The sequence below is a fragment of the Brevibacillus porteri genome (genome assembly GCF_003013475.1).
Lineage (GTDB): Bacteria > Bacillota > Bacilli > Brevibacillales > Brevibacillaceae > Brevibacillus > Brevibacillus porteri.
Genome location: NZ_PXZO01000002.1, coordinates 291,255 through 303,455, shown reverse-complemented (window position 1 = coordinate 303,455; position 12,201 = coordinate 291,255). Strand labels below are relative to the sequence as shown.

At 48.8% G+C, this 12,201-nt stretch carries 10 protein-coding genes; 9 read left to right on the top strand and 1 reads right to left on the bottom strand.

Annotated elements, in window-relative coordinates; genetic code table 11:
- Nucleotides 1-89 precede the first annotated feature (89 nt).
- The 4 genes from hydA to C7R92_RS03490 all read left to right on the top strand — a co-directional run bounded on the left by hydA (nt 90) and on the right by C7R92_RS03490 (nt 4,822).
- Nucleotides 90-1,475, top strand: coding sequence for a dihydropyrimidinase (gene hydA, locus C7R92_RS03505; protein ID WP_106833265.1), 1,386 nt, complete (start codon nt 90-92; stop codon nt 1,473-1,475).
- Nucleotides 1,476-1,510: 35 nt separating this feature from the next.
- Nucleotides 1,511-2,401 carry a nitrilase-related carbon-nitrogen hydrolase gene (locus C7R92_RS03500; RefSeq protein WP_106833264.1) on the top strand — a complete coding sequence of 297 codons (891 nt, stop codon included), beginning with the start codon at nt 1,511-1,513 and terminating at the stop codon, nt 2,399-2,401.
- A gap of 89 nt (nt 2,402-2,490) precedes the next feature.
- Nucleotides 2,491-3,003: a hypothetical protein gene (locus C7R92_RS03495; RefSeq protein ID WP_017249106.1), complete on the top strand. Its 513-nt coding sequence runs from the start codon at nt 2,491-2,493 to the stop codon at nt 3,001-3,003.
- Nucleotides 3,004-3,109: 106 nt separating this feature from the next.
- Entirely contained in the window at nt 3,110-4,822 is a 1,713-nt protein-coding gene (locus C7R92_RS03490; RefSeq protein ID WP_106833263.1) for a methyl-accepting chemotaxis protein, read from the top strand.
- 66 nt (nt 4,823-4,888) lie between these two features.
- On the opposite strand, the gene C7R92_RS03485 is transcribed toward C7R92_RS03490, so the two are convergent.
- Nucleotides 4,889-6,379: an NCS1 family nucleobase:cation symporter-1 gene (locus tag C7R92_RS03485; protein ID WP_106833262.1), complete on the bottom strand. Its 1,491-nt coding sequence runs from the start codon at nt 6,377-6,379 to the stop codon at nt 4,889-4,891.
- Nucleotides 6,380-6,602: 223 nt separating this feature from the next.
- On the opposite strand from C7R92_RS03485, the gene C7R92_RS03480 reads away from it, so the two are divergent.
- From C7R92_RS03480 to C7R92_RS03460, 5 genes are all read left to right on the top strand, one after another.
- The gene (locus C7R92_RS03480) at nt 6,603-8,213 is read left to right on the top strand and encodes an ATP-binding protein (protein WP_106833261.1); all 1,611 of its coding nucleotides are present in this window, start codon (nt 6,603-6,605) and stop codon (nt 8,211-8,213) included.
- A 32-nt stretch (nt 8,214-8,245) separates the two neighbouring features.
- Nucleotides 8,246-8,899: a response regulator gene (locus tag C7R92_RS03475; RefSeq protein ID WP_069845461.1), complete on the top strand. Its 654-nt coding sequence runs from the start codon at nt 8,246-8,248 to the stop codon at nt 8,897-8,899.
- A 147-nt stretch (nt 8,900-9,046) separates the two neighbouring features.
- Nucleotides 9,047-10,105 (top strand): tripartite tricarboxylate transporter substrate binding protein, encoded by a 1,059-nt coding sequence (locus tag C7R92_RS03470; protein ID WP_017249101.1) that lies wholly within the window; start codon nt 9,047-9,049, stop codon nt 10,103-10,105.
- 47 nt (nt 10,106-10,152) lie between these two features.
- Nucleotides 10,153-10,620 (top strand): tripartite tricarboxylate transporter TctB family protein, encoded by a 468-nt coding sequence (locus C7R92_RS03465; RefSeq protein ID WP_106833260.1) that lies wholly within the window; start codon nt 10,153-10,155, stop codon nt 10,618-10,620.
- A gap of 18 nt (nt 10,621-10,638) precedes the next feature.
- Nucleotides 10,639-12,165 carry a tripartite tricarboxylate transporter permease gene (locus tag C7R92_RS03460; protein WP_106833259.1) on the top strand — a complete coding sequence of 509 codons (1,527 nt, stop codon included), beginning with the start codon at nt 10,639-10,641 and terminating at the stop codon, nt 12,163-12,165.
- The last annotated feature ends 36 nt before the right edge of the window (nt 12,166-12,201 follow it).

The window sequence follows — 12,201 nt, the reverse complement described above, 5'->3', positions numbered from 1 at the left end:
GCAAGTCATGATTTCGGCGTGGGGGGCATAGCGTGTACAAGGGAAGGCATGTCTACTCGGTGACGGGTTGAAGGGGAGATGATCATCGGATGAAAAAATGGATTCGAAATGGCACAGTCGTGACAGCGTCAGACACGTATCAGGCGGACATTTTGATCGAAGGGGAAAAGGTAGTCGCAATCGGCTCCAATCTAGATGGGAAAGATGCCGAGGTCATCGATGCTACCGGATACTATGTTTTCCCAGGTGGGATTGACCCACATACCCATCTCGATATGCCTTTTGGCGGAACGGTTACTTCCGATAACTTTTATACAGGCACGAAGGCAGCAGCATTTGGCGGGACGACGAGCATCATCGATTTTTGCCTGACGAATAAAGGGGAGCCATTGCATTCATCCATTTCGACCTGGCACGAAAAAGCAAGGGGCAAAGCGGTCATTGACTACGGCTTCCACCTGATGGTTTCCGATGCGAACGATCAAGTACTCGAGGAATTAGGAGCAGTCGTACGAAATGAAGGGATTACTTCGCTCAAAGTATTCATGGCCTACAAAAATGTGCTGATGGCCGATGATGAGACGCTATTTAAAACGTTGGTTCGGGCGAAGGAACTAGGTGCCCTTGTACAGGTCCATGCGGAGAATGGAGACGTTCTGGATTATTTGATCAAGCAGGCGCTTGCAAAAGGGCAGACAGACCCCGTGTACCACGCTTATACCCGCCCACCTGAAGCAGAAGGAGAAGCGACGGGACGTGCGATTGCACTGACTGCACTGGCAGATGCCCAGCTGTATGTCGTGCATGTATCGTGTGCTGAAGCTGTGCGCCGAATCGCAGAGGCTCGCGAAAAAGGATGGAATGTGTACGGGGAGACGTGCCCGCAATATTTGGTACTCGATATTACGGATCTACAGAAGCCGGGCTTTGAAGGAGCGAAGTACGTCTGGTCCCCTCCGCTTCGGGAAAAGTGGAATCAGGACGTCCTGTGGAGCGCGTTGAAAAATGGCATTTTGCAAACGATTGGCTCCGATCATTGTTCCTTTAATTTCTCTGGCCAAAAAGAGCTGGGGCTAGAGGATTTCACGAAAATCCCGAATGGTGGACCAATCATTGAGGACCGGATGCGTCTCCTCTTCTCGGAAGGGGTAGCAAAGGACAAGATCAGCCTTAATCAGTTCGTCAATATGACCTCTACAAAAGTAGCCAAACTGTTCGGGATGTTCCCGCAAAAAGGAACGATCGCAGTAGGCTCGGACGCGGATATCGTATTGTTTGATCCAATGGTGAAGCGCACGATCTCCGTTGAAACTCACCATATGAATGTCGACTACAATCCATTTGAAGGAATAGTGGTGAATGGCGATATCATCTCGGTGCTTTCGCGCGGGTCATTTGTCATTCGCGATCAGCAATTCGTCGGTCAAGCCGGGGCTGGACGCTTTGTAAAACGATCGACCTTTACAAGACCGTAATCAATGCGAGCGCAAAAAAGGCGAGGAGGGCGACTATGGCAGATATCATTCGCATCGGCTTGATTCAGGCGAAAAACGATATCCATGGAGACGAACCGGTTCATTTGCACAAAGAAAAAGCCATTGAGAAGCATGAGAGGATGGTGCGGGAGGCGGCAGCCAAGGGGGCACAAATCATCTGTCTGCAAGAGATCTTTTATGGCCCGTATTTTTGTGCCGAACAGAAACCGAAATGGTATGAATCAGCGGAAGAAGTCCCAAATGGACCAACCGTGCAACTTTTCTCTTCCCTTGCCCACGAGTTAGGAACCGTACTCATTTTACCTGTGTACGAGCGCGTGGGGATCGGTACGTATTACAACACTGCCGCTGTGATTGACGCGGATGGCACGTATTTGGGCAAATATCGCAAGCAGCATATTCCGCATGTCGGAGTGGGCAGTAGCGGGTGCGGATTCTGGGAGAAATATTACTTTAAGCCCGGCAATCTTGGGTATCCCGTTTTTGAAACCGCTTTTGCCAAGGTCGGGGTGTATATATGCTATGACCGCCATTTTCCGGAAGGCGCACGACTGCTGGGCCTGAATGGGGCGGAAATTGTATTCAATCCGTCCGCGACTGTCGCCGGCTTATCTGAATACTTGTGGAAGCTCGAGCAGCCTGCTCATGCCGTTGCCAACGGTTATTATGTGGCAGCGATCAATCGGGTAGGGACAGAAGCACCTTGGAACATGGGAGAGTTTTACGGACAATCCTACTTGGTCGATCCGCGAGGGCAATTTGTTGCCTTGGGGAGTCGGGATCAGGATGAGGTCATTCTCGCTGTAATGGACCGTAACAAAATTTATGAGGTGCGGGATACGTGGCAATTTTACCGGGACCGCAGACCGGAGACTTACGAAGATATGGTAAAGCTATTACCTTAATACAAGAGTGAGGGAGGTGCCGGATACGCGCCTTCCTCCTTTTCACATCATTGGAAGGATTCCATCAGAGTCAAAAGGAGCGTTCAGGGATGAGGCAGATTGTATATCGAGGGGTCGAATACGGTGAGGGACTACGCGTCGTCAAAGCGCAAAAGTATGAGAGGGCAGAACGTCGCCATTTTACAAACGGTGCGAGTGCAAAGGCAGTGTTTGGCGCTGGTGTTTACTTGGTGAGCAATCCGGAAATCGCCGCACAGTATGCGATTTGTCATGCAGAGACCAATGGGGAGAAGGCAGTTGTGTTGAGCCAGCAGCTACATTTGCAGGGTCTCGTTTGTTTGGACGAGCGCTATGGGGAAAATGAACTACGCATTGATGCATTGCGCGCTGCTTATTCAGAAGAGGAACTCGAACAGAGACAGAATGATATGGGCTATGAAGAGTGGCTGGAATGGACAGGCGATAAGGTGCGTGCGTATTTGATTGACTGTGGATACCGGGGGATTCGGTATCGGATCAGCCCGGAGCTAACGTATTATATTTGCTATGAGCCTGACGTTCAAATTGAAGAGATTGTGATTCTATCTGTGCTCGATGTGTGAGTAAGCGACTACGACTATCGACTTATTCGACAAACTTTGGTAAGATTAGACAATATTCACGCTTTTTCTAGCTTACCTATTTGACAGAGGAAGGATTGCCGCAACGATGAGTCTATTACGTAACCTCAGCACCCGAGCCAAACTATTTAGCTTGATTGTGATGATGGCCGTCTTTTTGTGTGCTGTCGGATTCACCGGATTTTTTCATGTGCAAGTCTCAGGTGAACGCATGCAGGCCATGTATGAAGAGCAGCTTCTTCCCGTTAAGTGGATTAACGATTGGAGACAAGAAATCCGCGCGATTGACGGATTGGTCTATAAAATGATTCTCGATCCATCTCCTGCGGTCTTTGCTGAATACAAAACGGAACTGGACTTACGGATGGAAACAGCAGACAAATCGTTCCAATATCTCCAAAACGCGAAGCTGGATGCCCAAGAACAAGAAAGAGTGACGATGCTAAAGGAGCTTATCGAGCAGTATCGCAAAGACCAGGGCGAGGTCTTGAAAATGATCCAGGCGGGGAAAGCGGATCAAGCCTATTCGTTTTATCGTGCAACGGATAAGACGCTGAATTGGATTAATCAGGAACAGCTCGAATGGGCGAATTACAAATCTGAGCAGGCAGTCGACATGCAAAAGGAAAACCAAGATGAGACTCAAGAAGCGATTACATTCCTGATCGTCGTAGGCGTACTGTCGATCTTGATCGGTAGTGTACTGGGGTGGATCATCTCCCGCATGATCGCTGATCCCCTTCGGGTTGTTTCAAGCCGCATGCAGCAATTGGCAAGTGGGAATATGGCGGTTGCTCCCGTCACCTACGTGACTCGTGACGAGGTAGGTACACTTGGTACTGCGTTCAATGAATTGGTAACGAATTTCCGTTCATTGATTGAACAAGTAAAAGTGGCGGGTGAGCAAGTGGCTGCTTCCTCTGAGGAATTGTCTGCGAGTGCGGAGCAGTCCGCTTATGCAACAGAACAATCGATCAGCAGTGTGCAGCAAATTGCCTCTGCCTCCGAAGTACAGACGCAACGTACGCAAGAAAGTGTTCGTGTCATGGAAGAAATGTCGATTGCCATCCAGCGGATTGCCGATACGTCCGGAGCCGTTTCTGAATCATCGGCGCAGGCAGCAGAGGATGCGGAGCAAGGAAGCATTCATATTCAGCAAGCCGTTGATCAGATGAATACGATCTCCGACTCGGTGAATCACGCAGCGGATCTCGTGCAACTGCTCGGCGTACGGTCAGAAGCCATCGGCCAAATTGTTGATGTGATTACTGGAATTGCTTCCCAAACGAATCTGCTGGCGCTCAACGCAGCGATTGAGGCGGCGCGTGCAGGAGAACACGGCAGGGGATTTGCTGTCGTAGCGGATGAGGTTCGTAAACTCGCAGAACAGTCAGAGGAATCTGCGCGCGAGATTGCGAGACTGATTGGGGAAATTCAGCAAGAAACCACGCAAGTCGTGCATGTCATGATGGATGGAACCCAAGAGGCGAAAAAAGGTGCAGAAGCTGTTCAAGAAGCGGGTGTCACCTTCCAACGTATCGTAGCGTCTTCTCAGGAGGTTGCGGGTCAAATTCAGGACGTGTCCGCTGCTACCGAGCAAATGTCGGCAAGCATACAGCAAGTCGCATCTGCTATGGATGAAATGAATCGCCTCGCACAAGAAGCAGCCGTACATAGCCAAGGAGTATCGGCAGGGGCAGGAGAACAGCTTGCCAGCATGCAAGAAATCGCCCGTTCCAGCGCGAACCTGAATGAGCTTTCTCAAGAGCTGCAAGAGTCCATCAGTCAATTCAAATGGTAGAGTAAGTAATGAAACGAAAGACTGGCAAACCCAATGGGGCAGCCAGTCTTTTTTTGTAGCTTGCTATTAGGAAGCAATCGTTTGTTTATTGTTTGCTGTAATTTTTTCATAATCCTTGGCACTCAAAATCGAAGCGTCGTTTTTCATCATCCACGTGTAAAGTACGAGTGAAATCAGTAGCCCGATAGTCCAAGCGTTGTCCCAAATAATGGATAATCCTGGAATGTATTTACTTATAAAAGGAATCGCAATCCCGATTAGCATCGCCCAGATTGCTCTGCCATTAAAGCCCGTTTTGTAGGCGTAGATTCCGTTTGTTTTATACAATTCTGTTAAATGAATGCGCCGCTTGCGCACGAGCCAATAGTCGGCAATAGCTATTCCGTCGATCGGGCCTAACAAGGCACCGTACGTTCCGAGCCATAAAAAGATGTAGTTGCCGAAGTTCTCTAGAATGTACCAAGGCTGCATCAAGAGAGACACGACCCCGGCGATGATAGCGCCGGTTTCATACGAGAAACGGCGAGGGGCCAGATTTTCCACTGCTCGGGCGGGAGCAACGATATTGGCCGCTACGTTGGTCGTCAATGTGGCAAGAATAATTCCAATCGTTCCAAGGAAAATGGCGAAAGGCGAGAATTTAGCCAACACGGCAGCAGGGTCCCACAACGCTTCTCCGTAAATCACGACGGTAGCAGAAGCGACAGCAACTCCGATGAACGAGAAGAAACCCATCGTGGTTGGTAACGAAGAGGATTGTCCGATGATTTGTGCTTTTTGACTTTTGGCATACCGACAGAAATCCGGAATGTTGAGGGCCATTGTTGCCCAAAAAGCAATGGCTCCCGTCAATGCTGGGAAGAAGACCTTCAAGAATTCTGCGTTGGTAGTGAATTTCGAAGGTGCTGAGAGCATCGGTCCCCATCCGCCGGCTTTCGTAAGCGCCCAGACGAGGAGAGCCAAACTCATGATGATCAGGATGGGAGCAGCCCAAGCCTCCATTTTTTTGATGGCTTCGGGACCGCGATAAGCGACCCATACGTTTAACAGCCAAAAGCCAAAGAAGGATATCCAGAGATGTCCGGGAACATTCGCCCAGCCTGTCATCGACATCAAGAGTGTATCGATGGCAGCACCTCCGAACCAACAGTTGATGCCAAACCAGCCAGCACCAATCAAACCGCGTGCGACAGCAGGGATGTGCGCTCCTTTGGAGCCGAACCATAGGCGCGCAAAAACTGGATACGGAATGCCAAATTTCGTCCCGGCATGAGAGTTGAGAAGAATGGGAATAAGGACAATACAGTTACCGAGAATGATCGTCAAAATGGCCTGCCACCAGTTCATACCCAAGGAAATTAACCCTGCCGCCATAGCATACGTCGGCAAACAGATCGACATTCCGATCCACAAGCTGGCGAAGTTGTAAGATGTCCAGTTGTGCTCTGCCGTCCTCGTTGGCCGAAGACCTTCATTATAAAGAGGACTGTTCTTGATTGCCTCTTCGCCTTCTTTCGTCAGGGTAACAATTCCATTTGATACCGTCTGCGTCTTCATTTCTTTCCCTCCTTTGCTTTTCAAGATGTCTCGTATTCGGACAAGCGCCCTAGTTTGTCTTGAATACAAGTTGTAACATTATATTGGGGGAAAGAAGGCCTAATACCTGATTTTTCGTCGTAAAAAGACAACCTGCAACGACAAGCTTCGCCATTGACAATGGGAATGATTCTACCTTTTTTCCTAATTGGGATGGTAAGATGAAACAAGGGGTGAGCGAGCTGTGACGACAAGCAAAATCCAAATGTCTTTGCAAACGAGAATGATCTTGTTGATTACTATTGTAATTATTCTGATTGTTTCGTTAGTTAGCGCGGTATTTTCTTCCATTGTTGCGTCTTCGATCGAAGAGCAGGTGGGCAAAAAAGCATTGAGTGTGGCGAAAATTGTTGCCAGCGATCCTGAACTGCGTAGTGCTTTTTCAAGCGATTACCCTCCTGCGCTCATTCAACCCATTGCTGAAAACGTCCGGATGCAAACCGGAGCAGAGTTTGTGGTCGTGGGGAATCATGAGGGAATTCGGTATGCGCATCCGATTCTGGAGCGGATTGGAAAGGAAATGGTGGGAGGAGATAACGAGCCAGGACTCTCGCATGGTCAATCTTACATATCGAAGGCGGTCGGCAGCATGGGACCATCATTGAGAGGGAAGGTGCCGATCAAAAATGAAAAAGGGGACATCATCGGAATCGTATCCGTTGGGTTCCTGCTGGAAGATATCGAGGAGGCCATTGACCTCTACCAAGACCGCATCCTGATCCTGACTCTTCTCGCCTTGTTGTGTGGTGTGGCTGGTGCGATTGCACTCAGTCGCTATTTAAAGCGCTTAATTTTGGGATTGGAGCCAGAGGAGATCGCATCCTTGTACGTAGAGAGAAATGCTGTACTGGAGTCAGTCCGCGAAGGCATCGTGGCGATTGACCGCAATAAGCGCGTCACGATGATGAACAAGGCTGCCATTCGTATTCTGAACCTACCGGAAGAAGAGTTTCATCGCAAAGATATCGTGGAAGTGCTACCAGACAGTCGTATGCCAGAAGTTCTGGAATCAGGTGAGCATCAATTAGATCGCGAGTCCATTATGAGCGGAAAAGAAATCATTGTGAATCGACTTCCGATCAAGTTCGGAGGGAAGGTCGTAGGAGTAGTCAGCAGTTTTCGTCCCAAATCGGAAATTGACCAGCTAGCTTCTGAGTTGTCCCAAGCGAGGCGTTATGCGGATGTTCTTCGCGCCCAAACACATGAATTTCACAATTTGTTGTATACCATTTCTGGTTTATTACAGCTTGGCTCGATTCAAGAAGCGGTCGAGCTGATTACGAGTGAAACGTCCGCACAGCAAGAGATGATTTTGTTTTTGGCGAAGCAAATTCCAGATCCGTTAATAGGGGCATTGCTGTTAGGCATGCACAACCGGGCCAAGGAGTTGAAAATTCAATTCGTCATCCATCACGACAGTCACTTGAAGGAGCTCCCACCGACGATCAACCGACAGCAGATCGTGGTTTTATTAGGGACACTGATCCAAAATGCGTTGGAAGCGGTCAATGAGCCAAGCGTCGAGTACAAACGAGTGGAGTGTTACTTATCTGACACGGGCGATGAGATCATGTTCGAAATCGAGGACTCGGGACCGGGAGTTGTGGAAGAATTGCGAGAAAAAATATTCGAGCACGGTTTCTCAACGAAAAAAGGCGAAGATCGTGGAATTGGTCTGGCCAAGGCGCATGGAATTATTAACGAATTGGACGGCTATATTCTCATTGGCAAAAGCGAGCTAGGAGGTGCACTTTTCACAGTATCCCTACGCAAAAGAATGGAGGTGGCGTCTTGAGAAAGCTGGAGGTTCTCATCGTAGAAGACGATATGCGGATTATCGATATCAACAAACGATTTGTCAGCAAGATTGAAGGTTTTGAAGTTATTGCTACAGCAACGAATGGGACGGATGCTAAAGAATTGCTTTCTTATACCCGCCCTCAACTCGTTTTGTTGGATGTGTACTTGCCTGACATGCTGGGAACAGAGCTGGTCTGGTTTATTCGGCAACATTACCGCGAAGTAGACGTGATCATGATCACCGCAGCCAAGGAAATGGAAATGGTACAGGAAGCGCTGCGCGGCGGAGTATTCGATTACATCGTCAAGCCGCTGGTTTTCGAACGGTTTCGTGAACGGTTAGAAAGCTATCGGGAGCACGTCATTCGGACGAGAGAAGCTGTCGAGGTGGACCAGGAAGTCATTGACCAAATGCTGACCAGAAGGCTGGTCGCCCCGAAAAATCGAGATGCGTTTGCACCAAAAGGAATTGACCTTTTAACTTTGGAAAAAGTGATCGAGGCGATCAGACAGACGGGAGACAAGGGGGTCTCGGCGGAGGAAATTGGCCGCGAGATTGGAACCAGCCGAACAACGGCACGACGGTATTTAGAATACTTGGTCCTGGAAAAAAAGGCGCGTGCTGAATTGATTTATGGCACAGTTGGCAGACCGGAAAGAAAATATCGCTATCTTCCATAATGTTCCATGAACAATATGAACAAAAAGTGATTAATTTTCAAAATAGACCTTATGCACGAAAACTATTCCCCTAGAGACCGCGGTGGTACATTATGTTCAAGCGTGATAGCGCTTACAAATAAGCGGGTTGAGGGGGATATTTGTTTGATGAAAAGAAAAAAAGTGCTAATCACAGTGTCCACTTTTCTTACACTAGCATTGGCTGCTTGTGGTGGAGGTACTGGAAATACGGGAACAGCAAGTCCAGGAGCACAACCAGCGCAAGCGCCGCAGCCTGCCGCAGAGGCATCCAAATACCCAGAAAAGCCGATCGTGTATGTAGCTCCATCCGGTGCAGGTGGGGGCTGGGATAAGACAGCTCGCTCGGTCGCAAAGGTGTTGGCGGAAAGCAAGCTGGTTACGGAAACCATCACGGTAGAAAACAAGCCGGGTGGTGGGGGGACCGTGTTCTTGGCTGAGTATGTAAGCAAAGACAAAGGCAATCCTTATAAATTATTCGTTAGCTCTCCTCCTATCTTGATTAACAATAACAAAAAAGAGGGGAACAGCCCATTTGGTTACAAAAATGTCACACCATTGGCGCAAATGACGAAAGATTTCGGCACCCTCGTTGTGAAAGCGGATTCACCTCACAAGGACATCAAGAGCGTGCTGGACGCGATCAAGGCTGACCCCAGCAAAATTACACTGGCAGGGGGCTCTGCTCCAGGATCGATGGATCATCTGATCGGGGTATTGCCAGCAGCCAAATATGGAATTGATCCGAAAAGCGTCAAATACGTCTCGTATGATGGCGGCGGAGAAGCAATGGCAGCTTTGTTAGGAGGTAATGCAGATATCATTGCAACAGATGCTTCCAGCGTGGGTGAATATCTGAAAGCAGGTAAAATCCGCGTACTGGGCGTTACTTCTGATGAACGTCTCGGCGGCCAATTGAAAGATATCCCGACGTTAAAAGAGCAAGGCATTGATGCGACGTTCACGATTTGGCGCGGTGTCTTCGGTCCGGCTGATATGCCAGCAGACGCAAAAGCTTACTGGGATGCAAAGCTGAAAGAACTTTCCACGCATGAGACATGGACAAAAGAATTGGCTGCAAACGGTTGGGAAAGTGAGTACAAGGACGCTGCTGCTTTCTCAGCATTCCTGGACGAACAAGATAAGCAGGTCAAAGAACTGTTGACATCACTTGGTATGTCGAAGTAGGGAGAGGAGGGGTATCCCCTCCTTTTTCCACACCGTAGGAGGTATACATGAACCTGATGTTTGATCGTATCGGCAGCCTGTTTTTTGCGCTAGTAGGTGCACTCTTTATTGCTGAAAGTCGCAATATTTCGTCTAGCGCTTACGGAAGTCAGGTCGGACCGAATATATTTCCATTTGGGCTTGGCGTCATCCTGATCTTGTTGAGCTTGCGACTGTTGTGGGAGACCTACAAGAAGGGCGTGGCAGCTTCCTCATCCGAGTCACAGAGTCCACTGCGATACAAGCGGTTTTTATTCATTTTGGCAGCGACAGTCTTGTATGTATTGGTGTTGGAGCAACTCGGTTATGTCATCTCGAGCTTCGCTTTCCTTCTGTACGCCTTCACTATGATGGGAAGTAAAAACATTCTTAAATCAGGAATCGTTTCCTTACTGTTTTCAGTAGGCGTTTATGTCATCTATGTGCATTTGCTAAAAGGTACGCTTCCAGGACTACCTGCCTGGCTAGGCGTCTAGGGAGGGGGATAGATTAGCATGAGTGCATTGCAATTTTTGGCGGATGGTTTTCTCGTTGCCTTACAGTGGCATAATCTTGTCTTTGCCTTTATTGGCGTCCTGATCGGTACTGCGGTAGGGGTCCTTCCTGGCATCGGTCCAATGAGCGGAGTGGCGTTATTGATGCCCGTTACGGCTTCTTTGACTTCTGGCTTACCTCCTGAAAGTGCAGCGGCTAGCGCACTGATTTTGTTGGCAGGCGTTTACTATGGCGCGATGTACGGTGGTTCCACAACATCCATTTTGTTAAATACGCCGGGTGAATCCTCTTCAGTCGTTACGACATTGGACGGCTATCAGATGGCAAAACAGGGACGTGCTGGCGCAGCGTTGTCGATTGCAGCGATTGGTTCTTTTGTCGCAGGGCTCGTGGCGTTGATTGCTCTTGTGTTTTTGGCTGATCCATTATCCGATCTCGCTTTGAAATTCGGACCTGCTGAATATTTCTCCCTCATGCTTCTCGGCTTGTGTGCGGTCAGCGGACTGGGGGGGAAATCGATGACCAAAGCCCTTATTATGACAGTCACGGGACTCTTGCTTGCGACAATTGGGATGGATACCGTTTCGGGTGTGGCGCGGTTTACCTACGATATTCCCGATTTGTACCAAGGCTTGGAGTTCCTCACGATAGCAGTTGGGTTGTTTGCCCTTGGAGAAGTGTTCAAGACGATTATCGAAGACGATCAATCCACAAAGGAAATTATTAAAGTGGGGCGGGTACTGCCTTCCAAACAAGACCTAAAAGAAAGTGCCGGACCGATTACACGCGGCTCATTGCTTGGGTTTTTCATTGGTGTTTTGCCTGGTGCTGGTGCTACCCTCGCATCCTTCTTCTCGTATATTTTTGAGAAAAAGCTGAGCAAAGATCCTAGCCGCTTTGGAAAAGGAGCGATTGCAGGTGTAGCAGCACCAGAGTCTGCAAACAATGCTGCTTCTGGCGGTGCGATGATTCCACTATTGACGTTGGGTATTCCAGGGTCCGGTACCACTGCTATTTTAATGGGTGCATTATTGATGTATAACGTACAACCGGGTCCGCTATTATTCAGTGATCATCCGCAGATTGCCTGGGGCTTGATTGCCAGTATGTTTATCGGAAATGTCATGCTGTTGATTTTGAACATGCCATTAGTGAAAGTGTTTGCCAAAATCATTGAAACACCGTCCCATTTCCTGATTCCGCTCATTATCGCGATTTCCGTTTTCGGTGTGTACGCTGTGCAAATCAGTACGTTTGATTTGATTTTGCTCGTGATTTGTGGGGTAGCTGGCTATTTCCTGACGAAAAACGATTTTCCACTGGCGCCGCTCGTCCTCGGCCTTGTGTTGGGACCGATGATTGAAAATAACATGAGAAGAGCGTTGACCACCTCGAATGGCGACTTCTCGATCTTCTTCACGAAGCCGCTTTCCGCTGCTTTTCTGGTTTGTGCGCTTCTGTGGTTGCTGATCCCTCTCTTCTTAAAGCGCAGAGGGAAGCAAGTCATTATCAGTGAAGAAGCGTAACACCCTACTATTTGTCTTGACAGTGTCCTCGCGACC

Bases quoted from the DNA above. Each gene is read 5' to 3' on its own strand.
- hydA (WP_106833265.1), top strand. From the start codon at position 90: ATGAAAAAATGGATTCGAAATGGCACAGTCGTGACAGCGTCAGACACG.
- C7R92_RS03500 (WP_106833264.1), top strand. From the start codon at position 1,511: ATGGCAGATATCATTCGCATCGGCTTGATTCAGGCGAAAAACGATATC.
- C7R92_RS03495 (WP_017249106.1), top strand. From the start codon at position 2,491: ATGAGGCAGATTGTATATCGAGGGGTCGAATACGGTGAGGGACTACGC.
- C7R92_RS03490 (WP_106833263.1), top strand. From the start codon at position 3,110: ATGAGTCTATTACGTAACCTCAGCACCCGAGCCAAACTATTTAGCTTG.
- C7R92_RS03485 (WP_106833262.1), bottom strand. From the start codon at position 6,379: ATGAAGACGCAGACGGTATCAAATGGAATTGTTACCCTGACGAAAGAA.
- C7R92_RS03475 (WP_069845461.1), top strand. From the start codon at position 8,246: ATGCGGATTATCGATATCAACAAACGATTTGTCAGCAAGATTGAAGGT.
- C7R92_RS03470 (WP_017249101.1), top strand. From the start codon at position 9,047: ATGAAAAGAAAAAAAGTGCTAATCACAGTGTCCACTTTTCTTACACTA.
- C7R92_RS03465 (WP_106833260.1), top strand. From the start codon at position 10,153: ATGAACCTGATGTTTGATCGTATCGGCAGCCTGTTTTTTGCGCTAGTA.
- C7R92_RS03460 (WP_106833259.1), top strand. From the start codon at position 10,639: ATGAGTGCATTGCAATTTTTGGCGGATGGTTTTCTCGTTGCCTTACAG.